Here is a 22,548-nt window from a genome sequence, read left to right on the forward strand (position 1 = left end):
AGGCCGCTGGCGATCGCCGGCAGGGTCGACAGTACGCCCTCGGGGTCGCCGGGCCCGCGCCAGGCGTGCGCGCCGAGCAGCCGCTCGTCCAGCCAGACGGGCCAGCTCATCTCGGGCGAGACGAGCGGCCGGCCGACGCCCGGCACCGGCGCCCAGCCCAGCAGCGCCGTGTAACCGGCCAGCAGGGCGATCGCCGCCACCAGCCGGCCGCGCGGCCCCCAGGCCATGAACGCCAGCACGCAGGCCACGTAGACCACGGCGATGCGCTGCAGCACGCCGGGCAGGCGCACCGTGGCGAGGTCGAAGTCCGGGAAGAGGTTCAACCCCACGCCGATCAGCAGCAGGACCAGGCCGCGGCGCAGGGCGTGCCGCAGAAGGTCCGGACGGGGGGAGCCCGCTGTGAGCCGCCGTCCGAGGGCCAGGGGCACCGACACGCCCACCAGGAAGATGAACGTCGGGAAGATCAGGTCGGCGGGCGCCGGCGGCGCGCCCCATGCCGCGTGGCGCAGGGCCTGGTACATGGCGCGCCACGAGCCCGGATTGTTCACGACGATCATGGCGGCCATGGTCGCGCCGCGCAGGACGTCGACCGACGCCAGGCGGCCCGTTTGTTCGTGTGTTTCCTGCATGACGGGCGTGAGCTTAAGTGCGCGGGGGTGTGGCGGGCAAGGGAGGAGGCGGGGACCCCTTTCCTTCAGATCGATTCCCTATCGTTCGATGGCGCGCAGGCAGACGACTTCCAGCACTCTCTCCTCATCCGGCTGCTCCCGATCGTCCGCGTCGTCGCGGTACTGGGCGAACATGGCATTCAGGGCCGACCTGATGTTCCGCAGGATGATCCACCGCCCGTCGGCCAGCCGGTAGAGGCGGTCCTCCTTCTCGTCCATCTCGCCGGCCAGCCGGACAATCTCGCGGAAATGTCCTTCGGTGTCGAAGACGTCGTAGGTGCGGAGGATCCCCGCGGGCTGCTCGTGCGTGCCGCGGCTGGAAAGAACCCAGATACGCCCGTCGGCCGCCGTCGCGATCGACCTGATGGCCGGGTCGTGGTCATCGACCTTGGTCTGGATGTCCACGGTCTCGCCGTTGATGGAAATGGTGGCGGTGCCGCCGGCGGTTTCCTTCTCTTCCGCCGTGCGACGCCAGGGCTGGTACGAGCGCCCGTAGACCTGGACGAGCCGTCCCGCGGCATCGTGGACGTGGATCAGGTAACGATTGCGCTGCGGAGCGAAATGGACGCGCCCCCCGTCATCGACCGTCCAGTTGCCCTGGTCGATGAAATAGTTCTTCGCTTCATCATAGCTCCGTGTCTCGAAATCGAAGCCCGACGGTGCCTCGAGGAGGCGGCAGATCTCACCGCCTGCCAGGTCGTAGATGCCGAAGAAACGGCTCTGCGCGGACACACCGCCATCGAAATGGAACTCGGTGCCGCAGATGGCCAGGGTCCGGCCGCGGCACATCGCCCCGCTTATGTCGCCGAAGCCCAGAGGCTCGCCGTCGGACGAACGCAACTGCAGCGAAGGCAGGGGTATACCACTGGCGTCCAGGCGCGTGATCTGGCAAGGCTTGCGGTCGGTGATGCCGAGGCTGCCGTCCGGCAGCCACAGCAGGCCGTCCGGCGCCCGGAGCTCACCCGGTCCATCGCCCTCCCGACTCAGCGAGCGCAAGTACGCGCCACCGGCAGAGTAGACGTGCACCTGGCCGAGTTGCCGGTCGGACAACCAGACGGTGCCGTCGGGACCCGCCGAGACATCGGAGAGGACGCCTACGAGCACCTCCGCCTGCTCGACGTTCACCCGCCAGAGCACTTCAAGGTGCAGGGTCCGGGTGCCGTCGCTCGGCTCGGCGCCGTTGCGCACGTGGCGAACGCCGTCGACCGTCTCGACCTCGCCCGCCGAGAGCAGGGCCGGCAGGCAGAGAAGCGTGATCGAGAGGAACGGCAGCAGGACCAGCGGTCGGCGGGAAATCGTGCAGGCGAGGATATGTGCGGCGAGCGGGCGTTTCCTGGCCATACAGACTCCTTTTGCGATCGCGGATTTTTCCCGGTTCACAAGAGGCAGGTCAACCAATTGTATTGCGGCGTGACCTTGAAGCCGAACCTGATGAGGACTCCATTGTAATCGAGCTGGTAATCTCCACCGTTCTGGTTGGTCACTTCACTGCCATCGAATTTGAGATCGCCGATCGTCGCATATCTGTACCCCGCGTTGCCGAAAAGCGTGGTATGTCGCGAAATATCCATATCCACGACGTTTAAAAACTGGCCAGCAGGAGTCCGCGGCCACTGAAATCTCCAGTGATCGGATCCTCGCCAGGTGTGCGAATCTCAGCCGTGCCCGCCGTTTGAATCAGCCCCAGATTCGCACCGAACCCGAATCTGACCTTCTTTTCACCGGGAGGGAGGATCGTGAAATGGATCTCATAGATGTCTGCAGGCAGGTTGTATTCCTCCGAACCCGATGCGTCGGCGTAGCCGGTACTGCAGGCGAGTCTGGAGTAGCCGACTCCGATCACGATCGCGGGACCGGCGAAGTATCCAACCTGGACGCCATGATCAAGTCCTCTTGTCACGTTGTTCATTTTTTAGGTTCCAGCAAGCTCATTGAAGTGATCGATCTCGTTGTTCAGGTCGCTCAGCGAATAGAACGAGAGCCCCCCATGGCCGCCCCAATAGACGTTGCCCGCCAGTGCGCTCCCGGCGACGAAGACGGAGATGAATAGACAAGCAATAACGTATGACGTCTTTTGAGACATGGTAACGTCCCCTCCCCCGGAGAATACTTTGGTAGCGATACCGAGCACCCTACTGAATGTCCATTCTCACGTCAAGGCAGATGACTGCCTCAAATCTCGATTCCGTGGTAGTATGCCGTGAATTACCATGATGCGACATCCCGATCCCTTGTGGAGATGCACTCATGACCGGCAAAGACATGCCGCCCCGCGCCGATAACGGCGATGCCCGGGAAAAACCGGAGCAGCCATCCGTCGACCAACCCACCGCCGAGGGCGTTACCGAAGACCCCCTGACGATGACCGGGCGCGCCGGAGGCGACGACCTCCGGCAGGCGAGCATCGGCCCTTACCGCCTGCTCGAGACCCTCGGCGAAGGCGGCATGGGCGTCGTCTATCTCGCCGAGCAGCGCGAGCCGATCCGCCGCCGGGTGGCGTTGAAGGTCATCAAGCTGGGCATGGACACCAGGGAGGTCATCGCGCGTTTCGAATCCGAGCGACAGGCCCTGGCCATGATGAACCACCCGAACATCGCGTGTGTGCTCGGCGCCGGTACCACCGAGGCCGGCCGGCCCTACTTCGTCATGGAGCACGTGCCGGGCGTGCCGATCACCGACTATTGCGACCGGCACAAGCTGACGACGCGGCAGAGGCTGGAGCTGTTCCGGCCCGTCTGTCTCGCCCTGCAGCATGCCCATCAGAAAGGGATCATCCACCGGGACATCAAGCCGTCCAACGTGCTGGTCCGCGTGCAGGACGGCAAACCCGTCCCCAAGGTGATCGATTTCGGGGTGGCCAAGGCCATCGACCGGACCCTCACCGAGAAGACCCTCTTCACCCAGCAGGGCAGGCTGGTCGGAACGCCGGCGTATATGAGTCCCGAGCAGGCCGAGATGACCGGATTGAACGTCGACACCACGAGCGACGTCTACTCCCTGGGTGTCCTGCTCTACGAGCTGCTCGCCGGGGTTCAGCCTTTCGAGCAGGACGAGCTGCGCAGGGCTGGCCTGCTGGAGATGCACCGGATCATCCGGGAGGTGGACCCGCCGCGGCCGAGCACCAAGATCAGCGGTCTGGGCGCAACCGGTACCGATCTCGCCCACCGGCGCCGGGTGGAGGTTCGCGCCTGGCAGCGGCAGCTCCGGGGCGAGCTCGACTGGATCACCATGCGGGCCATCGAGAAGGACCGGACCCGCCGCTATGCGTCGGCCTCGGAGTTCGCCGCGGACATCATGCGTTTCCTGCGGGATGAGCCGGTGGCCGCCGGTCCGCCCGGTTCGGCCTACCGCCTCGGCAAGTTCGTCAGGCGGCATCGCAGCCTGGTCATGGCCGTCGGGGCGCTGGTCGTCGTCTTGATCGGCGGGTTCATCGGCGTCAGCGCGTCCCTGTCCCGCGCCCTCAAGGCGGAGGCCGTCGCCGCCAGGGAAGCCGAGCGGGCGCGTATCGAGCTCGACCGCAGCCGGCAAGTCATCGCCTTCACGTCGGAGATGCTCTCCGGCATAGATCCGGAGGTCGCCAGGGGCAAGGACCAGGAACTGCTGCGGCTTATCCTGAACGACGCCGCCGCGCGCATGGATACGGAGCTGGCCGGCCAGCCGGAGGTCGCCGCTTCCCTGCAGATGATCGTCGGTCGGACCTACGAATCCATCGGCGAGTACGCCGAGGCCGAACCCCGTTACGAGCAGGCCGTGGAACTGCGGCGCGGCGTCCTGGGCGGGGAACATCGCGAGACCCTGTTCGCCGAGACCGCCCTGGCTGGCATCTACTCGGCGACGGGCAGGTACGAGGAGGCTGAAAGGCTCTTCGACCAGGTCCTGGAGCGGCAACGGCGGCTGCTCGGCGAGGAGGATGCCGAGACCCTGACCACCATGAACGATCTGGCCCTGCTCTACGGGTCCGCAGGCCGCTTGGCCGAGGCCGAATCGCTGAGCCTGAAGACCCTCGAGTTGCGCCGCCGGGTGCTGGGGGACGATCACCGCCACACGCTGAGTTCGCTGAACAACCTGGCCACGGTCTACGCCAATCAGGGCCGCTACGAGCAGGCTGCGGAGCTGTTGCGCGAGACCGTCGCCGGCAGGAAGGCGTCGCTGGGGGAGGATCACCCGAAAACCCTGCTGGCGATGGGCAACCTCGCGGCAACGGCGGTGGAACTGGGCCGCTTCGATCAGGCCGAGGAGGTCTATCTCGAGTTGATAGCGACCCAGAAACGGGTGCTGGGTGAAGAGCATCACCAGACCCTGTCCTCCATGAACAATCTGGGCCTGGTCTACCGGAACCAGGAGCGTTACGACGAGGCCGAAGCGCTGTACAGCGAGGTGGTCGCGGTCCGCGAACGTACGCTCGGCGACGATCATCCCGAGACCCTCAACAGCATCACCAACCTCGCCCGGCTCTACGACGTCCAGGAGCGGTTGGACGAGGCCGAGGCGCTGTACGTCGACACCTTGGCCCGCCTCGAGCGGGTGCTGGGTGCGGGCCATCCCAAGACGATCATCTGCCTGAACAATCTGGCGACGCTATACACCAAGCAGGAGCGGTACGAGGAGGCGGCGGCCCATTCGGTCCGGGCGGTCGCAGGTGCGCGCGCCGCGTTCCCGGCCGAGCACTGGCTGATGGGGGCTCTACTCGCCAACCACGGCGGGGCGCTCCGGGGTCTCGCGCGGTATGCCGAGGCCGAGACGGCGTTGCTCGAGGCGCACGGGATCCTGGAGAACGCCCAGGGCCCGTCCCACGAGCGCACGCTCAAGGCGATCGAGGCCCTGGCCAAGCTCTACGAAGCCTGGGATAGACCAGAGCAGGCTGCAGCCTGGCGCGCCAGGCTGACGTCTGAGGCGGATGCGGAGGCGACCACGGGGGGGCGCGAGGGATGATCTTCCGGATGGCCGGGTCATCGCATCGGCTTCCGGGTCACGTGCAGAGGCCAGGATACCGGCGCCCGGCTTGATCACTTCCCCTGCCGATATGTATTGTCCGGGTATCCGGGAATATGCACGGCGCATGACGTGCAGGCATGAAACGGGGGACGATCGTGAACGATGTGCACATGTCTCGATATCGCCGGGGTACATCGATTTCGGCGTCCTGGGCACCGACAGCGGCGCGGTCCCGCTCTGCAGCGATTCATCGCATCTGGTGAATCTCTTCATCACGCAGGACACGAAGGACATGGTCGACAACATGCTCGCGGCTTGTATCGACCAGTTGTCGGGCATCGACGACGCTCCGGCGGGCGTCGCCTGGTCCGAGGTGAAGGGGCTGTTCCGAGGGGAATAGCCGCACGGGGAGTCAAGACTCCGGCTCCCACCCGAAATACGCCCTCAGCTGGGCGTACAGATCCGGATGCCTGCGCTTCAGGGCCTGCGGCCTGACTAAGTAGTTCTCGGTCGCCACGGCGAAGAACTCGGCGGGGTCGTCGGCGCCGTACTCGTCGAGCAGGGTGTGGCGGCGGCGGTCCACGTCGCGGCAGTGGCGCTGGTACTCGCGGGAGAGGGTGTCGGCCCAGGCCTGGGGATCGACGCCGGGGCCGAGGCGGGGGGTCCCGTCGGCGTCGCCGATCTCCAGGTCGAGCTGGTGGGCGAACTCGTGCAGGACCACGTTGTAGCCGTCCTTCAGGTCCTCGGCGGCGTGCAGCACGTCGTCCCAGGCGAGGATCACCGCGCCGGTGCCCCAGGCCTCGCCGTCGAGGGGATCGTCGTACTCCTCGACCACGCCGTCGTCGTATTCCTCGACCATGCGCGGCACGAACGTGGTGGAATAGACCAGCACCGACTGCACCTGGGGGAAGACGTCGGTCTCGCGTCCCAGCAGCAGCAGGCAGGCCTGCGCCGCGATGGTCACGCGCACTTCGTTGGTCATCTCCAGGCCGCCACAGCCCTCGAAGTTCTTCTCGGCCACGAAGATCCGGGTCAGCGCCAGCAGCTCGGGCCACAGCGCTTCCGGCACACGCTTGCACAGCGGAGCGTTACGCCGGATGTGGGCCAGCCACGTGTCCGGGAAGGGCTGCGCGCAGAGCCGGCGGCGCCGGCGTTTCTTGAAGAAGTCGAACAAGGGCTCACTCCGGCGTTGAACACGTGTCCCACGCAGTGTACATCAAGATCCAGCATGAGCCTAGACGATCGCGACACTGGACTGAAGTGGCCGTTTCACCTTATCTTCCGGGTGACGCCCGCCATCCCTGGCGACGCCCGTGCCCGACGGAGGGATAGCCATGCGCGCGCTCCTCGTTCTCTCGGCCTCTCTGCTTCTTCTCGGAGTCATCTGCGGTTGTGACGGCGATCCGGCCGCCGTCCCGTACGATACGATCATCGGCCAGGTGCGCATGGCCGACGGCAGCGTCGCGCCGGAAGGCACCTCGGTCTTCCTCGTGCACCAGCCCCTCTGGTTCGGCCTGTTCTTCGCAGTGGCCGACTCGACCCATACGGGCCCGGCGGGATTGTTCACCTTCACCGGTGCCGAGGCGGGCTCGTACATGCTGATGGCGGGCGTCTACGGCCAGGGCGGCGCGTCCGGCTGGTCCCACGTCAGCCCGCTGTCAACGGTCGTCGAAGTGCCCGCGGCCGAGAAGGTGGACGAGCGGGTCATGATCCTCCCGGAGGCCGTCGAGCAGGGGGCCGTGGTCGAGGGCGTGGTCATGCAGTACGGCGGGCAAGCGGAGCCTGCGGACGACGCGATGATGAAACTCTGGCGTCTGGAGGGACCGATCTTCGCGGTCGTCGACAGTGTTCGCTCGTCCGGCGACGGTTCCTACCGCTTCACGGACGTTTGGACCGGCAACCACATCGTCAACGGGATGAAGGACCTGCAATACGGGGACATGTCGTCCCCCGTCCCCGTCGCCGCGGAAAGCCCGACCGTCTTCTGCCGCCCGCGCGGCGTTACCGTGCTCGACACGCTCTGGCTGACGGACGTCAACGTGGACAAGCCCGCCATCTACATCTACCCGGAGGAGCCCGGCCGCTTCGAGGTGAAGCTCGATCTGGGCCGCGGCGTGAGACTGACCGCCAGCGATCCAGCCTACGATAAGGGCTGGGACGTCTTCGTGGACGCGGACGGCCGCATCGACGACACCCGCGACTACCTCTTCTACGAACTGGGCCTGCCCGTGCCCGCCCCCGGCGGCGAAGGCTGGTGCCTCGACAGCGCCGACCTGGCCGCCGAACTGGCCCACCTGGTCGCCCGCTACGGCCTGAACGCGGCCGAGACGGCGGCTTTCGTCGCGTACTGGACCGAGCGCCTGCCCGACAGCCCGTACTGGCTGGCCCGTCCGGTCGTCGGCGCGGATCTGGACCGCTGGGCGGCCCTGGACGTCACGCCCGCGCCGGATTCCGTGCTGCGGCTATGGATCTTCTTCAGGCCGTCGGACGCGGCGCGGACGCTGCCGGCGCCGGCCGTCGCGCCGTTCGTCCGCGCGGGAACGACGGTTGTGGAGTGGGGCGGGGGCGTGCTGCCCCGCCCGCCCGCGTGATCGTTCCCGTGCAGGCCCGCAACCCCTGCGCTATCCTTCCGTACCATGCGGACCACTTCCCTTCCCAACCGGAGGATCCCCATGGCACGCGAGAGTTTCTTCCACGACCTGTGGCGCTCGGTCTCGCTCACGCTCCTGTCCCTGGTCGTCACCCTGCTGATCGTCGCCGGCGTCGTCTACCTGCTGTGCGGGGGCGGTCCGGACATCGATGACGGCAGCTGGCTCGTGCTCGACCTCTACGGCGAGATCACCGAGTACGATCCGCCCGGCGGGCCAGTCAACCAGGTGCTCGGCGGCGCTCCGCTGACCCTGCAGGACATGATAGACAACCTGGGCAAGGCGGCGCTCGACGACCGCATCGCCGGCGTGATCCTCAAGCTCTCGTCCACGCACGACGCCGATCTGGCCAAGCTGCAGGAGCTGCGTCGCGCCGTCGACAGGGTGCAGGCGGCGGGCAAGCCGGTGCACGCCTGGGGGGACGCCCTCGATCTGAAGACCCTCTACCTGGCGGCCGGCTGCGACGACGTCGCCATGCCGGCCGGCGGCTACTTCGAGTTCAGGGGCCTGACCGCCCGCAGCTGCCACGTCCGCGCGATGCTCGACAAGCTCGGCGTCACGCCCCACCTGCACAAGATCAAGGACTACAAGACCGCCGCCGAGATGGTCATGAACACCGAGATGTCCGACGCCGCCCGCGAGATGCGCACCTGGCTGCTCGACGACATATGGAACGTGGTCGTGCCGGCCATCGCCGAGGAGCGCGGCCTCACCGAGCAGCGCGTGACGGAGCTGATGGAGTACGCCGAGTTCGAGCCAGCCGAGGCCGCCGAGAGCGGGCTCATCGACCGCGTGGTCTACTGGCAGGAGCTCGAGGACGGGCTGCGCGATCCCGACGACGACATCCTGCCGGTCGTGACCCACGCCGAGTATGCGGATGTCTCCTGGGACGACGTGACCGACGAGGGCGACCAGACCGTCGCGGTGATCCACGCCCAGGGCAACATCGGCGGCCGCGAGAACGGCATCGATCCGCTCTGGGGCATGATGATGGGACACGAGACGATCGGCCGCGAGCTGCGCCGCTGCCGCCTGGACGACGAGGTGAAGGCCGTGGTCCTGCGCATCGATTCCGGCGGCGGCGAGAGCCTGGCCAGCGATCTGATCGCCCACGAGGTCGGCCTGCTGGCCGCGGTCAAGCCCGTGGTCGTCTCCATGGTCGACGTGGCGGCCTCGGGCGGTTACTACATCGCCTACAAAGCCACGAGATTGATGGCCGATCCATCGACCTACACCGGGTCGATCGGATCGATCAACGGCTTCTTCAACATGAGGGGCTTCTACGACAAGCTCGGCGTCACCAAGGACTTCGTGGAGAAGGGCCCCATGGCCGGGCTCGGCTCCGACTACCGCGATCCCACCGGCGCGGAGTGGGAGCGTCACGCCGACGCCCACTGGAAGAGCTTCAACACCTGGCTCGAGGACGTGGCCCGGCATCGCGGCCTGACCTTCGAGCGGGCCGAGGCCCTGGCCCACGGCCGCGTCTGGACCGGACGCCAGGCGCTCGAGAACGGCCTGATCGACGCCGTCGGCTGCTTCGACGACGCGCTGGCCCTGGCCGTCGGGCTGGCGGGCCTGCCCGCGGGCGAGAGGCCCCGGGTGGTGCATCTGCCCGAGACGAGGAGCCTGCTGGAGTCCATCCTCGGCGATGATCCCGGGGTCGACTCGCCGGTGGCCGCGGCCGCGCGCGCCGCCCTGTATCGCGAGGTGTCGCGCGAGGTGCGCGGCAGCCTGGACTTCCTGGAGCGGAGCGCCGCAAACGTAGCGAGGTGACCGATGGAACCGAAGACGATGATCGACAGCCTGGCCCGCAGCGGCGCATCCCTCGCGTCCCTGGTGGACGGCATGCCCGACGACGTGCTGCGCCGCCGCCCAGCGCCGGCGCGCTGGAGCCCACTGGAGATCCTGTGCCATCTGGTGGACGAGGAGCGCGACGATTTCCGCGCGCGAATCCGGTCCACACTGGAGGATCCGACCGTCGCGTGGCCTCCCATCGACCCGCCGGCCCGGGTCGTCGAGCGCGGCTACAACGCGCGCGAGCCGGTCGAGGCCCTGGCCGGCTTCCGCACCGAGCGCGCCGGATCGCTGGTCTGGCTGGCGGGCCTGGATGCGGGCGCCCTCGATCTGGCGTATCGTCACCCCAAGCTGGGCGACCTGCGCGCCGGCGACCTGCTGGCGGCCTGGGCGGCCCACGACCTGCTGCATCTGCGCCAGCTCGCGAACACCCTGCTGGATGTCCTGGGCGAGGACGCCGCGCCGTTCTCGACCCGCTACGCGATGCCGTGAGGAGGCGAACGTGCACAGACCGAGTGTGTGCAGCCAAGCCTGCCGCGCCGATCCAGAGGGCAACGTGTTCGGGGTGCTCGAGCCCGCCTGTCAGCCGGGCAGCGTAACGATCTCCAGGTCCACGCCCGCGCGGCGACAGGCCTCGGAGATCGTCTCCAGGTAGGGGCGCAGCTGCGGCTCCGGCGCCGGGTCGACCGTGTGGAAGACGATCGACGTCACATCGAGATCGCCTAGCTGTCCGGTCACCCGTCCAACCAGCTCATCAACGTCATCCGCCAGCAACAGGTGATCGTACCAGGGGATGGGGTCGTCCGGCCGCAGCAGGCCGTATTCCCCCGACAGTATCAGGAATCCGGTCCCTGCGGCCCCTGCGCGCTCGGCCAGGTCGTGGATTCGTGGGTCCTGGTAGCGCTCGAGGGCGGGCAGCGGGCCGAGATCCTCGCGCTTGGCGGCGGAGCAGCAGGTGCACCAGGCGATCACGGCTCCGTCTCCAGCGCCGCCGCGAAGCGCCGCACCACCTCGCCAGCGGGCAGGATCTCGACGATGTCCTCGACGCTCTTGCTCGCCTGGTAGAAGCCGTCGTACGCCGTGCCGCCGCGGGCCGCGCCGGGCAGCCGCTTCAGCGAGCGCATCATGTACCAGGCGCGCATCCAGTGCTTGGTGCGCGGGTTGCGCAGCAGCCGCCTGGCCAGGCCGCCCGCCTTGAGGCCGAGCTTACGCACGCCGGGGCCGTTGATGACCGAGACCGGGACGCCGGAGATCTTCTCCGTGAGCACGATGTCGTCCGCCCGGGCGGCGAGGATGGCCCGGCGGTAGTCCTCGTGGACATCGCACTCGTGGGTGGCGATGAAGCGCGTGCCGCATTGCACCCCGGCGTAGCCCAGGTCCAGGGCGGCGCGGAACGCCTCGGGCGAGCCGACGCCGCCGGCGCAGATCAACGGCAGGCCCAGTTCGCCCAGCTCGTCCAGGAGCTGGGCGGCGGAGCGGCGCCCGGCATGACCGCCGGCGCGGTCGTTGACGCAGATCAGGCCGTCCACGCCCGCCTCGGCCGCCTTTTGCGCGAAACCGAGTCCGGTGACGTCGTGGTAGACCACGCCGCCGGCCGCGTGGATGCGGTCGGCCACCAGTCGCGGATGTCCGAGCGCGGTGAGGAAGAAGCGCACGCCCTCCTCCAGCGAGATCACGATCCACTCGTCCATGCGGTCCTGGTAGCGGCGGAAGCTCTGCTCGAGCAGCAGGTTGATCCCGAGCGGTTTCGCCGTGAGTCCGCGGATGTAGCGCAGTCCCTCGCGGAAGCCGTAGTCGCAGACCTGCGTCAGGGTGATGGGCTGCACCATGCCCAGGCCGCCGGCCTCGGACACGGCCGCCACCAGCTCGGGGTTGCTGCAGGGGAACATGGGGCCGCAGATCAGCGGCACCTCGATGCCCGCGTGCTTCTTGAAAATGTCCCTGGGAGTCGTCATGCCCACAGGATAGCCTACTCCGGGCGCCGGAACATTCACAATCTTGGCATGTTTCGCGACGGCGTGGTAGATTCGCCGCGCCGGCGATGCGGCCGGCCCCGCGAGGAGTTGATATGCAGAACCTCATGACCGGCGCCTTCATCGGCCTGATCGTGGCCGCCGTCGTCGCGCTCACGTGGCGCGTCGCGCGGCGCGGCCGGGGAAAGGGACGCCGGCCCGGCCCGCCGTCGATCGAGAGCTTCGTGACCAGCATGCGGGCCGTCGGCGAGCTGAGCGTCTTCCGCATCATGACCAAGGAGGTGATCACCGCCAGCGAGCACTGGTTCGGGGAGTTCGGCAAGAAATACCTGAACTGGCTGCTGTCGGAGCAGCGGATCACCCTGGTCATGGAGTTCGACGTGGACTTCCGCTACGACCTGACCGATCCGGCCTGCCGGGTGACGCCCACCGGTCCCGACAGCTGCAGGATCACCCTGCCGCCCTGCCGGCACGAGGTCTTCCTGCGGGACATGCGCATCCACAGCGAGGACAAGCCAGAGCTCCTGCCGTGGCTCATGCCGGACCTGGTGGGACGCTTCTTCACCGGCGGCTTCAGCGTGGACGCCAAGAACCAGCTCATCGCCGAGACGCGCCAGGAGTCGCGCCGCTTCGCCGCCGATCTGGTGCGCAAGGTCGAGTCGGAGGCGCAGGCATCTGCCATCCGTACCCTGTCCACCCTCACCCGGGGGCTGGGTTATCCCGACGTGGACTTCGCGTTCACGCCTTCGCCTGAATTCAAGGCCACCGTCGACAGCAGCCAGCTCGAGAAACGCCTGCAGCTCGCGGTCGACGCCACCGATCCCGAGGCGGGTCGCTGGGATTGACGCGCGAGGGGATACGGCTTGGCACACGACGACGCGTTGCCGGTAGACGTATAGCTCTCCGAGCGAGACATGGCGTCCGCCCCGGCCGCCAGGGCGGCGCCGGCGGAACGCATGCCCGGCGGGGAAAGGCGAGAACATGACAAGACGCATCGTTTACGTATGCCTGGCGATCGTGATCGTCGCGCAGCTGGTCCCGGTCGAACGGGACAATCCACCCGAAATCGCGCCGTTGCTGGCACCCGCCGAGGTGGCCGCGGTTCTGGAGCGTTCCTGTTACGACTGCCACTCCAACCGTACCGCGTGGCCCTGGTACGCGCATGTCGCGCCGGTGTCGTGGTGGGTGGCTCACGACGTCTCCGAAGGCCGCGAACACCTCAATTTCTCGCAGTGGGAAGAACTGCCCGTCGAGAAACGGCGCCACGTGGCCGGGAAGATCGTGGAGGAAGTGTCCGGTGGCGGGATGCCCCCGGCGATCTACCTGCGCCTGCATCCCGCCGCCGCCGCCTCGGGCACGGATCTGAACTTGCTGCAGCACTGGGCACGCGCGCACGACGCGCCGGAATAGGAGAGACATGAGTCGCGTTCATCGGATCATCGTTGCGGCGGATTTTTGTTGCGCCCTGCTGTTGCTCGCAGCCGTATCCGTCGCCTCGTCCCCCATGCCCCCCGACTCGCCCTGGTTCTCCCGTGTCCTGATCTCCAACGACGACGGCATCGAGAACCCCCGCCTGCAGGTGCTGGTGGACGCCTTCGCGCCCCACTGCGAGGTGTGGGTGGTGGCCCCGCTGGTCAACCGCAGCGGCAGTTCCAACTACTGCTCGGCGTTTTCGAGCAAGACGCTGGCCGTCGAGCCCCGCGACCTGGGCGAGGGCGTGCGCGCCTGGGGCGTGGACGGCTATCCCGCCGACTGCGTGATGCTGGCCCTGACCACCCTGATGAAGGACAGCCCGCCCGACCTCGTGCTCTCCGGCGTCAACAGCAGCCCTAACCTGGCCGACGGCTGGCTGGCCAGCGGCACCATCGGCGTGGTCCGCACCGCCGCCCACCGGGGCTTCCGCGCGGTGGCTTTCTCGGGGCTGGGCGACGACCCCGCCATGATGTCGGAGGTGGGGGCGTGGGCGCTGGCCCTCTGCCGGAGCGACCTCGTGCGCGATCTCGGTCCCGACGCCTACCTGACCGCGAGCTTCCCTCGCGTCGCGACCCACGAGATCGCCGGCGTGCGCCCGGCCCGGCGCGCCCACACCACCTATTTCAACTGGTTCGAACCGGGCGGCGTCGACGAGCAGGGCCGCGAGCTCTGGCGGCTGCGCCACACCCGCGACGACGACGCGCCGGAGGGCACCGACCAGCAGCTCTACAACGACGGCTTCATCGTCGTCACGCCCATGCGGGTGGGGGAGTTCGACGCCGAGGTGTACGACGCGCTGATCGCGGAGCCGGGCGCGCTGCCCGCCTGGCCGGGCGCCGGCCGCTGAATCCCTCACGCGCGCACGTAGCGGTCCCAGTAGACGAACATGTAGCCCAGCGTCGCGCCGCCGTGGGCGAGCAGTGCGGGCCACACGTTGCCGTACCGCTCCCGCAGCCAGCCCCAGAAGCAGCCGGCTCCCCAGACGGCCGCAAAAAACGAGGCCGCCACGGGCAGCGATCCGAACAGGGCATAGATCGTCACGCCGTGGTAGCTGGCGTAGGCCAGGGCCGCGACGGCGATAGCGAGGCGTCGGCCGCGCATCCCGCCCAGCCGGCCGTGAACGTAGCCGCGCCAGTAGAGCTCCTCCGCCGGACCGTTGAGCACCAGCATGATCAGCAGCAGGGGACCGGCTTGTGCCGGCCCGGCGCCCCACGACGACAGGCTCTCGGTCACGCGCTCATCGGCGAAGAAGACGTCCGCTCCCCAGACGAGGGCGACGATCTGCACCGCCGCCATCACCGCGCCCAGGATCAATCCCGTGCGGACGCCCTCGCGCACCCGTCCGCCGGACAGGCCGACCTCTCCCGCATACGCGCGCCACGAGCGCCGGCCGCTGACGACGGCGGCGAACATGGGCGCCAGGACGCAGATGCCGAGATGGTAGCCCACGAACGTGGCCCAGACGCTGTGCGGGACCAGCAACGTGACGACGACGACCGCCGGCGGGACGAGCAGCACGAGCGGAAGGCCCGCCGCCCGCGCCGTCATCGCGGGTCCGACACCGCGGCGGCGATCATCTCCGCCGCCCGGTCGATCTCGTCGCCGGTGGTGAAACGCCCCAGCGACAGACGCAACGTGCCGACGGCCGTCTCGCAGGGGACGCCCATCGCCTCGAGCACCGCGGTAACCTGCGCGCCGCCGGCGTGACAGGCCGCTCCCGCCGAGCAGGCGATGCCATCCAGCCGCGCCATCAGGTCGGCCGCCAGCAACCCCGGGAAGCCGATGCTCAGCGTGTTGGGCAAGCGTTCGGCATGGCGGGCGTGGACGACCGCGGCGGGCGCGGCCGCGAGCAGGGCGCCCTGGAGCCGATCGCGCAAGATGGCGAGGCGCGGCGCTTCGTCTGCGACGTCGTCCGCGGCCAGCTCGGCCGCCTCGCCCAGCCCGACCACCAGGATCACGTTCTCGGTGCCGGCGCGCCGTCCGCTCTCCTGTGCGGCGCCGTGGACCAGGTTCTCCAGCTCCACGCCGTCTCTGATGTAGAGCGCGCCGACCCCTTTCGGACCGTAGAACTTGTGGCCGGCCAGCGACAGCAGGTCCACGTCCAGCTCGTCAACGCGCACGGGGATCTTGCCGGCGGACTGGGCGGCGTCGGTGTGCATCAGGGCGCCCGCCCCGTGCGCGGCGGCGGCGATCTCCGCGATGGGCTGGACCGCGCCCACCTCGTTGTTGGCGTGCATGACCGAGACCAGGACGGTGTCCGGCCGCAGCACCCGCGCCACGTCGTCCGGATCGACCCGGCAGTCGCCGTCCACCGGCACGACCGTCACCTCCCAGCCCCGGCCGGCCAGCCAGGCGCCAACCGCCGCGGTGGCCGGGTGCTCCACCGCCGAGATCACCAGATGCCGTCCGCGGTCCTCCCGCGCCCAGGCCGTCCCCTTGATCGCCAGGTTGTTGGATTCCGACCCGCCGCTGGTGAAGACCACCTCGTCGGGCGCGCAGCCCAGCAGGCCGGACACCTGGCCGCGCGCCCGCGCCACGGCCTCGCGGGCTCTCTGCCCGTACGCGTGTCCGCTGCCGGGATTGCCGAAATGATCGCTCAGGTAGGGCAGCATGGACTCGGCCACCCGCGGGTCGATGGGCGAGGTGGCGTTGGTGTCGAGGTAGATGGGGGCGTTTTTCATAGACAGATTCTCCTTGAGCTCACGCGAAGGCGATCACCAGCCCGGCAGACACCGCCGTCAGCAGCGCCCCGGCGTACAGGCTGGCGGCCGTGTCCACGATGATGTTCAGGAACAGGGTCGGGCACTTGAAGTAGCGCCGCGAGGCCGCGCCGTGGCGGCGGCCCGGGAATTCCGGCAGGGTCGACACGCCGGAGCGCAGCAGCTGCGGCAGGAAGAACACACCGGCGAAGACCAGCACGACCGCCGCCATCCACTCGTGGTTGAAGACCGAGAAGCCGGTGGCGTAGGCGTCGCCGGCCAGGCCCACCAGGTAGAGGCTGATCAGGACGAGGTCGAGGGGTTGGAGGACGTCGGACATGGGAACCGTCTCATCCGTGTTCGCCGAAGGGCACGTGTGTACGCGGGGCCTCCGTCGGACTATAGACGACGAGATGGCGCCCGGCCAGCGGCTATCCCGAGACCCGAGCCGCCCGGGCTAGTCCCGTCCCGTTCCGCCCCGTTGCGCGCCGCGCTTGCGGGCCAGGTGCAGGTAGGGGGCGAGCGCCGCGTCATCCCAGGCGCGCACCACCTGGCGGCGCAGGTCCACCGCGTCGTGCCCGTCACCGTGGATCATGCGCGCGCACTCGTAGGGACGCACGTCGTAGATCGCGCACTTGCCCCGGTCGTAGAAGATGCAGCGACCCGGCTGGGCGAGCTCCTGCAGGGACCACAGGCCGCCCGGCTTCTTGTGGTCGCGCAGCTTGTGGGGCATCACGCCGCGGCGGAGGCCGCCGCCCGGCATCGCGGTCACGCCCAGGCCCAGCATGCCGAGGAAGGTCTCGGCGACGGACAGGCCCAGCTTGCGCGCCAGTGGCGGTACTTCTCCGGGCAGGAACCAGCCGGGGGAGTTGGTGCAGGCCGCGCGGCAGTCGGCGCAGTCGCAGGAGACGACGGTATAGATGCGGTATTGCCGGCGCCGCCGGGGCTTCTGGGGCACGGCTCGCTCCTTCCGCAAGCCGGGACTCGGCGTCGCCGCGGGACAGATGCGGCGACGGCCGCGCCGCGGCCTGGCAGGGGCCGGGCGACGAGAATCTCGCCGCGATCGCGTGGTAGCGCAAGCGGGATTTTCGCGCAGCCGGGGGATTTCCCGCCGGCGGGCCGTCCGCCGGCCACGCCGCCGTCATCAACAACATGGGTCGCATCCCCCAGCGCAGCGGCGCCGTGGTGTCCGCCTCGGTCAAGATGTGGCCGTACGCGGCAGCGAACCAATCATCCCCTGTGCTTTCCGAAAGTGATGCTGTATGTTCACTGTTCCGATCGGGCGATGATCCCTGGGATGCTGCATGTTGTCGTACCATCCTCGAACGGGAAGGACGACCGTTATCGTCGTACCGTCGTTCATGCGGAGGTTCACGGCCTATGGATCTCGATGCGAATAACACGTCGAATCCCAATATAGACGATGAGGCTTTTGAAAGTGCCTACAGGGCGATCGAGCACTTCTCGTCCCGCGATCTGATGGATATTTCCATCGGCAAGACCGCCTGGACGGCGCCGCATCTGGCTTCCCGCTTCCATCGCGGGGCCGCGTCGCTGCGGCTGATCCAGAAGCTCGAGACCGCCCGTCCGGACAGCGTCGGCCTGCTCGTGGCCGGTCGTACGCTCGAGCTGGACGGCGATGAGGTGTCCGGCATCGACAACGTTTCGATCACCGAAACGCTCGCCTGGCAGCAGTCGCTGGACCCGCACTTCAGCGAGGGCGTGGCGCGGGCACTGAATAATACCGACGTGTTCGGCGAGAAGAAGATCCGGAAGTCGCGCATGGGAATCGCCAACAAGATGATGGGCTACCTGGTCCGTCTCTGGTCCTTGATCTTGGACCCACAGGGTGGTGCGGGACCGTCTGGGGCGTCGTTCGTGGAGATCTGCGACCTCGTTGCCCGCGTGCGCCGCGATGAGGGCAAGCAGTCCGGTCTGCAGCCCGGGCGGCTGATACGGGACGATCCGAAGCTGCAGCGGCATCTCCGCCGCATCGAATATCTGTATTATCTCGATCAGGAAAGCACCGACAGGGTACGTCGGAATCCGGAGATGAGGGGCCGGACCCGGGCGGACATCTCCTGCACCGTTCGCCAGCTCGGTTTCGAGCTCGTCAGGGGCGGCTTCATCGAACCTGACGACAAGGCGTACTGGTCGTCGGGGGGCGCCATGGCGACGGCCAAGATCGGCTCGTCCGACGCCTTGAAGTTCCGGATCGAGGGATTCTTGTCCGAGACCCGCATAGATGCCGGGTTCGTCAAAGGACTTGCCGCCATGCCCTGGAACCGGCGCATCTGCGCCGAATACTGAGCAGAGCCATCTCGCCGCTCTCATGCCTCAGCAGGGGGAGAAGAACCGTGTGCCCGATGAAGATCACGACCTACTTCTTGAACCTAGATGTGGAAATCCGATGCTCGCATTGTGGTTCGATATACCTGCTGCTCAATCGCGATGTCACCGGAGATCCCGGCTATTCGGAGAAGCTGATGAGGGAGAAAATCCCGTTGTGGCAGAGATGTCATCGCTGCGGCCTGCTCTCGGACGAAGGTGTCAGGCAGGCGCGCCTGAAGCGGGCGAATTTCATGTTCACCTTTCACCCGACTCCGGACGGCAACGCCAGGACTCTCAAGAGATTCGCCTTCGCCTGCGGGCTGGCGATTCCCTTGCTCGTGCTGACCGGCTTGTTGACAGGCGAGAGCGAGCTGTTTCTCGCTCTCACGTATTTACCGGTGGCTGGTCTGGTGATCGGAGTTCTGCCCACGGTTCTGTTGCATCGGTTCTACGTGAAGACCTGGGACCCCAACTCTCCCGAGAAGGTTGACGAGTGGAAGAACTGGTGGAGCCGGGAGGGCCGGGGCCAGTTCACGCTGACCAGTTCGGACCGGTACGGGGAATGGAAACCGGAGATCTATTGAAACGGATCGACACGAGAGGGCGAACCGATGGCGATCCAGGATTCGGCGGGAGTGCTGATATACAGACTTGAGGGCCGCGGGATGGAGATCCTGATCGTACATTCCACCGCCCCCGAGCACCTGGAGAAATGGAGTATTCCCAAGGGCGAATTCGACCCCGAGCGGGAGACCGCGAGCAGCGCCGCTGTACGGGAGGTCGAGGAAGAGATCGGTGTTCGCATCGATCCCGCGGAACTCAGGTTCCTGGGCGAATCGGTGTACAGGAACAAGAGAAAGCGGGTTCACTGTTTCCTGTGGGAAGCCAGGGAGCCGCTCGATCTCGTCCCGGATGGGCATGAGATCGGCGCTGCACGTTTCGTGGGCGTAGATACCGCCAAAACGCTGTTGCACGACGCACTCGTCGGTTTCGTCGAGCTGACCGAGGACAGCACCGGCCCCGATTCGCCCGACCGGCGTTGAGACACCCGACCGCATTGAACCCTATCTGCATCCATGCTAACCTCCCCTCGGTTCATCGCGCCAAGTTCCGCACGGACCAGAGGATGGCACTGCTTTGACCGAAAGGTCCCGTTCAATGACCGACTGCTACCAACCCGAGAACCACGTCCGCATCGTCACCGCCGCCTCCCTGTTCGACGGCCACGATGCCGCCATCAACATCATGCGCCGCATCCTCCAGCGCAGCGGCGCCGAGGTGATCCACCTCGGTCACAACGTCTCCGCGCGCGACGTCGTGAACTGCGCCATCCAGGAGGACGCCCAGGGCATCGCCATCACCTCGTACCAGGGCGGCCACCTGGAGTACCTGAAGTACATGCGTGACCTGCTGAACAAGCGCGGCGCCGACGTGCGCATCTACGGCGGGGGCGGGGGCGTGATCCTGCCCGACGAGATCGAGGAACTGCACGCCCACGGCATCGACCGCATCTTCACGCCCGACGACGGGCGCGCACTGGGCCTGCAGGGCATGATCGACCTGGTCATGGCGGGCTGCGACTTCCCGACCGTGACCGCCGCCGATCCGGCGCTGCTGGACCGCGCGGCGGCGAAGGACGACCAGGCCGTGGCGCGGCTGATCACCCTGGCCGAGACCCTGCCCGAGCAGTACGCGCAGCTCGCGCCGCGCATCGCCGGGATGTCCGGCGGGCGCACCATCCCCGTGCTGGGCGTGACAGGCACCGGCGGCGCGGGCAAGTCGTCGCTGGTGGACGAGCTGGTGCGGCGCTTCCTGAACGATACCGACGACAAGACCGTGGCCGTGGTCAGCGTGGATCCGAGCAAACGCCGCGGCGGCGGCGCGCTGCTGGGCGACCGCATCCGTATGAACGCCATCGGCGACCCTCGTTGCTACATGCGCTCGCTGGCCACGCGGCAGTCGAACCTGGCGCTGAGCCGGTACGTGCGCCAGAGCATCGACGTCTGCAGGGCGGCCGGCTACGACCTGGTGATCGTGGAGACCTCGGGCATCGGCCAGAGCGACACCGAGATCATCGAGCACAGCGACGTGGCGCTGTACGTGATGACCGCCGAGTACGGCGCGCAGACGCAGCTCGAGAAGATCGACATGCTCGACTTCGCCGACGTCATCGCCATCAACAAGTTCGACCACCGCGGTTCGCAGGACGCCCTGCGCGACGTGCGCAAGCAGTACAGGCGCAACCACGAGCTGTTCGACGCGGACGACGAGACCCTGCCGGTCTACGGCACCATCGCCAGCCAGTTCAACGACCCCGGCATGAACGCCCTCTACGCCAAGCTCCTGCTGGCCGTCGGCGAGAAGACCGGCGTCGCCTTCCCCACGTCGTTCACTCCCGACACGCACGTCACCGATCGCCACTTCGTCATCCCGCCCGAGCGCGTGCGCTACCTGGCGGAGATCACCGAGAGCAGCGAGCGCTACGGCGCGTGGGTGGACGAGCAGTGCGCCGCAGCCCGGCGCATGTACCAGCTGCGCGGCACCATCGACGAGCTGCGCGCCTCGGCGGGCCGGGAAACCATCGAGTACGACGACCCCGGCGAGGACGGCGTCGTGAACGCCGCAGCTCATATGGAGGGCGAACCGGACTACGTGGGCGACCTGGTCGACCGCTACCAGGAACTCGAGGAACGTCTCGATCCGGACTCCCTCGCCGCCCTGCGCGAATGGCCGCGGACGGTCCAGCGCTACGAGGCCGACACCTACCGCTTCCAGGTCCGCGACCGGACCATCGAACAGGAACTGAGCGCCCGCTCGCTCAGCGGCCTGCGCATCCCGAAGGTCTCCCTGCCGCGCTACAGGGACTGGGGCGACATCCTGCGCTGGCTGCTGACCGAGAACGCGCCCGGCTTTTTCCCCTTCGCCGCCGGCGTCTTTCCGCTGAAGCGCCAGGGGGAGGATCCCACGCGCATGTTCGCCGGCGAGGGCGGCCCCGAACGGACCAACCACCGCTTCCACTACGTCTCGTACGGCATGCCGGCCAAGCGCCTCTCGACCGCCTTCGACTCGGTCACGCTGTACGGCGAGGATCCCGACCGCCGCCCGGACATCTACGGCAAGATCGGCAATTCTGGCGTATCGATCGCCACCGTCGACGACGCCAAGAAGCTCTACTCGGGCTACGACCTTACCGATCCCAAGACCAGCGTCTCGATGACCATCAATGGTCCCGCGCCCATGGTCCTGGGCTTCTTCATGAACGCGGCGGTGGACCAGGGCTGCGAGAAGTGGATCCACGAGCAGGGAATGGCCGACGAGATCGGGGCGAAGATCGACGGGATTTACCGAGCGCGCGGCGCGTCCCGTCCCGTCTACAACGGCGACATACCCCAGGGCAACGACGGCCTGGGCCTGCTGCTGCTCGGCGTGAGCGGCGACGAGGTGCTCGAGCGCGAGACCTACGCGCGCATCAAGGCCGACACCCTCGAGTCCGTGCGCGGCACCGTGCAGGCGGACATCCTCAAGGAGGACCAGGCGCAGAACACGTGCATCTTCTCCACCGAGTTCGCCCTGCGCATGATGGGCGACATCCAGGCCTACTTCGTCGAACACGGCGTGCGCAATTTCTACAGCGTCAGCATCAGCGGCTACCACATCGCCGAGGCCGGCGCCAATCCCATCAGCCAGACCGCGTTCACCCTGGCCAACGGCTTCACCTTCGTGGAGTACTACCTGTCGCGCGGCATGAAGATCGACGATTTCGCCCCCAACCTGTCGTTCTTCTTCAGCAACGGGCTCGACCCCGAGTACACGGTGATCGGCCGCGTGGCGCGGCGCATCTGGGCCAAGGCCATCAAGTACGTGTACGGCGGCAACGAACGCAGCCAGAAGCTCAAGTACCACATCCAGACCTCGGGCCGTTCGCTGCACGCCCAGGAGATCGGCTTCAACGACATCCGCACCACCCTGCAGGCGTTGTCGGCCGTCTACGACAACTGCAACAGCCTGCACACCAACGCCTACGACG

23 protein-coding genes are annotated in these 22,548 nt (G+C 67.7%); 12 read left to right on the forward strand and 11 right to left on the reverse strand.

Features of this window, described 5'->3' with window-relative positions; translation table 11 throughout:
- From KJ554_11370 to KJ554_11385, 4 genes are all read right to left on the reverse strand, one after another.
- A partial coding sequence (locus tag KJ554_11370) for a DUF1624 domain-containing protein (protein MBU0742937.1) occupies nt 1-629 on the reverse strand: 629 nt, incomplete at its 3' end.
- 78 nt (nt 630-707) lie between these two features.
- Entirely contained in the window at nt 708-2,009 is a 1,302-nt protein-coding gene (locus KJ554_11375; protein MBU0742938.1) for a hypothetical protein, read from the reverse strand.
- A gap of 241 nt (nt 2,010-2,250) precedes the next feature.
- Nucleotides 2,251-2,577 carry a hypothetical protein gene (locus KJ554_11380; protein MBU0742939.1) on the reverse strand — a complete coding sequence of 109 codons (327 nt, stop codon included), beginning with the start codon at nt 2,575-2,577 and terminating at the stop codon, nt 2,251-2,253.
- 3 nt (nt 2,578-2,580) lie between these two features.
- A complete protein-coding gene (locus KJ554_11385; GenBank protein ID MBU0742940.1) occupies nt 2,581-2,751 on the reverse strand; it encodes a hypothetical protein in 171 nt (56 codons plus the stop codon).
- 164 nt (nt 2,752-2,915) lie between these two features.
- Between KJ554_11385 and KJ554_11390 the strand changes: the two genes are divergently transcribed.
- Together KJ554_11390 and KJ554_11395 are read left to right on the forward strand one after the other, a co-directional pair.
- Nucleotides 2,916-5,600 (forward strand): serine/threonine-protein kinase, encoded by a 2,685-nt coding sequence (locus KJ554_11390; GenBank protein MBU0742941.1) that lies wholly within the window; start codon nt 2,916-2,918, stop codon nt 5,598-5,600.
- Between the two features lie 127 nt (nt 5,601-5,727).
- A complete protein-coding gene (locus tag KJ554_11395; protein ID MBU0742942.1) occupies nt 5,728-6,003 on the forward strand; it encodes a hypothetical protein in 276 nt (91 codons plus the stop codon).
- Nucleotides 6,004-6,015: 12 nt separating this feature from the next.
- On the opposite strand, the gene KJ554_11400 is transcribed toward KJ554_11395, so the two are convergent.
- Nucleotides 6,016-6,777 (reverse strand): zinc-dependent peptidase, encoded by a 762-nt coding sequence (locus KJ554_11400; protein ID MBU0742943.1) that lies wholly within the window; start codon nt 6,775-6,777, stop codon nt 6,016-6,018.
- Nucleotides 6,778-6,937: 160 nt separating this feature from the next.
- Here KJ554_11400 and KJ554_11405 point away from each other — a divergent pair, with 160 nt between their 5' ends.
- The 3 genes from KJ554_11405 to KJ554_11415 all read left to right on the forward strand — a co-directional run bounded on the left by KJ554_11405 (nt 6,938) and on the right by KJ554_11415 (nt 10,537).
- Entirely contained in the window at nt 6,938-8,194 is a 1,257-nt protein-coding gene (locus tag KJ554_11405) for a hypothetical protein (GenBank protein ID MBU0742944.1), read from the forward strand.
- 81 nt (nt 8,195-8,275) lie between these two features.
- Nucleotides 8,276-10,024, forward strand: coding sequence for a S49 family peptidase (locus KJ554_11410; protein ID MBU0742945.1), 1,749 nt, complete (start codon nt 8,276-8,278; stop codon nt 10,022-10,024).
- A gap of 3 nt (nt 10,025-10,027) precedes the next feature.
- Nucleotides 10,028-10,537 (forward strand): DinB family protein, encoded by a 510-nt coding sequence (locus KJ554_11415; protein MBU0742946.1) that lies wholly within the window; start codon nt 10,028-10,030, stop codon nt 10,535-10,537.
- 90 nt (nt 10,538-10,627) lie between these two features.
- Here KJ554_11415 and KJ554_11420 read toward each other — a convergent pair whose 3' ends face one another.
- Both KJ554_11420 and KJ554_11425 read right to left on the reverse strand, forming a co-directional pair.
- The gene (locus tag KJ554_11420; protein ID MBU0742947.1) at nt 10,628-11,017 is read right to left on the reverse strand and encodes a YaaA family protein; all 390 of its coding nucleotides are present in this window, start codon (nt 11,015-11,017) and stop codon (nt 10,628-10,630) included.
- On the reverse strand, nt 11,014-12,000 hold the full coding sequence (locus tag KJ554_11425) for a nitronate monooxygenase (GenBank protein ID MBU0742948.1): 987 nt from the start codon (nt 11,998-12,000) through the stop codon (nt 11,014-11,016). The genes KJ554_11420 and KJ554_11425 overlap by 4 nt, the downstream gene beginning before the upstream one ends.
- Before the next feature lie 113 nt (nt 12,001-12,113).
- Between KJ554_11425 and KJ554_11430 the strand changes: the two genes are divergently transcribed.
- From KJ554_11430 to KJ554_11440, 3 genes are all read left to right on the forward strand, one after another.
- Nucleotides 12,114-12,863, forward strand: coding sequence for a DUF4230 domain-containing protein (locus KJ554_11430; protein MBU0742949.1), 750 nt, complete (start codon nt 12,114-12,116; stop codon nt 12,861-12,863).
- Nucleotides 12,864-12,999: 136 nt separating this feature from the next.
- Nucleotides 13,000-13,428: a heme-binding domain-containing protein gene (locus KJ554_11435; protein MBU0742950.1), complete on the forward strand. Its 429-nt coding sequence runs from the start codon at nt 13,000-13,002 to the stop codon at nt 13,426-13,428.
- Nucleotides 13,429-13,435: 7 nt separating this feature from the next.
- Nucleotides 13,436-14,338 (forward strand): hypothetical protein, encoded by a 903-nt coding sequence (locus tag KJ554_11440; GenBank protein MBU0742951.1) that lies wholly within the window; start codon nt 13,436-13,438, stop codon nt 14,336-14,338.
- Nucleotides 14,339-14,343: 5 nt separating this feature from the next.
- Here KJ554_11440 and KJ554_11445 read toward each other — a convergent pair whose 3' ends face one another.
- The 4 genes from KJ554_11445 to KJ554_11460 form a co-directional block, all read right to left on the reverse strand.
- Nucleotides 14,344-15,039, reverse strand: a complete 696-nt coding sequence (locus KJ554_11445) for a CPBP family intramembrane metalloprotease (protein ID MBU0742952.1) — start codon at nt 15,037-15,039, stop codon at nt 14,344-14,346.
- The gene (locus KJ554_11450; protein MBU0742953.1) at nt 15,036-16,172 is read right to left on the reverse strand and encodes an aminotransferase class V-fold PLP-dependent enzyme; all 1,137 of its coding nucleotides are present in this window, start codon (nt 16,170-16,172) and stop codon (nt 15,036-15,038) included. Before KJ554_11450 ends, KJ554_11445 begins: the two co-directional genes overlap by 4 nt.
- A gap of 19 nt (nt 16,173-16,191) precedes the next feature.
- The gene (locus tag KJ554_11455; protein ID MBU0742954.1) at nt 16,192-16,530 is read right to left on the reverse strand and encodes a hypothetical protein; all 339 of its coding nucleotides are present in this window, start codon (nt 16,528-16,530) and stop codon (nt 16,192-16,194) included.
- 117 nt (nt 16,531-16,647) lie between these two features.
- Nucleotides 16,648-17,148: a hypothetical protein gene (locus KJ554_11460; GenBank protein MBU0742955.1), complete on the reverse strand. Its 501-nt coding sequence runs from the start codon at nt 17,146-17,148 to the stop codon at nt 16,648-16,650.
- Between the two features lie 194 nt (nt 17,149-17,342).
- Between KJ554_11460 and KJ554_11465 the strand changes: the two genes are divergently transcribed.
- From KJ554_11465 to KJ554_11480, 4 genes are all read left to right on the forward strand, one after another.
- On the forward strand, nt 17,343-18,500 hold the full coding sequence (locus KJ554_11465; protein MBU0742956.1) for a hypothetical protein: 1,158 nt from the start codon (nt 17,343-17,345) through the stop codon (nt 18,498-18,500).
- A gap of 56 nt (nt 18,501-18,556) precedes the next feature.
- Nucleotides 18,557-19,105, forward strand: a complete 549-nt coding sequence (locus KJ554_11470) for a hypothetical protein (GenBank protein ID MBU0742957.1) — start codon at nt 18,557-18,559, stop codon at nt 19,103-19,105.
- A 27-nt stretch (nt 19,106-19,132) separates the two neighbouring features.
- On the forward strand, nt 19,133-19,564 hold the full coding sequence (locus KJ554_11475) for an NUDIX domain-containing protein (protein MBU0742958.1): 432 nt from the start codon (nt 19,133-19,135) through the stop codon (nt 19,562-19,564).
- Between the two features lie 115 nt (nt 19,565-19,679).
- On the forward strand, nt 19,680-22,548 hold a 2,869-nt coding region (locus tag KJ554_11480), incomplete at its 3' end, for a methylmalonyl-CoA mutase family protein (protein MBU0742959.1).

Source organism: bacterium, assembly GCA_018814885.1.
Lineage (GTDB): Bacteria > Krumholzibacteriota > Krumholzibacteriia > LZORAL124-64-63 > LZORAL124-64-63 > JAHIYU01.

Bases quoted from the DNA above. Each gene is read 5' to 3' on its own strand.
- KJ554_11375 (MBU0742938.1), bottom strand. From the start codon at position 2,009: ATGGCCAGGAAACGCCCGCTCGCCGCACATATCCTCGCCTGCACGATT.
- KJ554_11380 (MBU0742939.1), bottom strand. From the start codon at position 2,577: ATGAACAACGTGACAAGAGGACTTGATCATGGCGTCCAGGTTGGATAC.
- KJ554_11385 (MBU0742940.1), bottom strand. From the start codon at position 2,751: ATGTCTCAAAAGACGTCATACGTTATTGCTTGTCTATTCATCTCCGTC.
- KJ554_11390 (MBU0742941.1), top strand. From the start codon at position 2,916: ATGACCGGCAAAGACATGCCGCCCCGCGCCGATAACGGCGATGCCCGG.
- KJ554_11395 (MBU0742942.1), top strand. From the start codon at position 5,728: ATGACGTGCAGGCATGAAACGGGGGACGATCGTGAACGATGTGCACAT.
- KJ554_11405 (MBU0742944.1), top strand. From the start codon at position 6,938: ATGCGCGCGCTCCTCGTTCTCTCGGCCTCTCTGCTTCTTCTCGGAGTC.
- KJ554_11410 (MBU0742945.1), top strand. From the start codon at position 8,276: ATGGCACGCGAGAGTTTCTTCCACGACCTGTGGCGCTCGGTCTCGCTC.
- KJ554_11415 (MBU0742946.1), top strand. From the start codon at position 10,028: ATGGAACCGAAGACGATGATCGACAGCCTGGCCCGCAGCGGCGCATCC.
- KJ554_11425 (MBU0742948.1), bottom strand. From the start codon at position 12,000: ATGACGACTCCCAGGGACATTTTCAAGAAGCACGCGGGCATCGAGGTG.
- KJ554_11430 (MBU0742949.1), top strand. From the start codon at position 12,114: ATGCAGAACCTCATGACCGGCGCCTTCATCGGCCTGATCGTGGCCGCC.
- KJ554_11435 (MBU0742950.1), top strand. From the start codon at position 13,000: ATGACAAGACGCATCGTTTACGTATGCCTGGCGATCGTGATCGTCGCG.
- KJ554_11440 (MBU0742951.1), top strand. From the start codon at position 13,436: ATGAGTCGCGTTCATCGGATCATCGTTGCGGCGGATTTTTGTTGCGCC.
- KJ554_11445 (MBU0742952.1), bottom strand. From the start codon at position 15,039: ATGACGGCGCGGGCGGCGGGCCTTCCGCTCGTGCTGCTCGTCCCGCCG.
- KJ554_11450 (MBU0742953.1), bottom strand. From the start codon at position 16,172: ATGAAAAACGCCCCCATCTACCTCGACACCAACGCCACCTCGCCCATC.
- KJ554_11455 (MBU0742954.1), bottom strand. From the start codon at position 16,530: ATGTCCGACGTCCTCCAACCCCTCGACCTCGTCCTGATCAGCCTCTAC.
- KJ554_11465 (MBU0742956.1), top strand. From the start codon at position 17,343: ATGGGTCGCATCCCCCAGCGCAGCGGCGCCGTGGTGTCCGCCTCGGTC.
- KJ554_11470 (MBU0742957.1), top strand. From the start codon at position 18,557: ATGAAGATCACGACCTACTTCTTGAACCTAGATGTGGAAATCCGATGC.
- KJ554_11475 (MBU0742958.1), top strand. From the start codon at position 19,133: ATGGCGATCCAGGATTCGGCGGGAGTGCTGATATACAGACTTGAGGGC.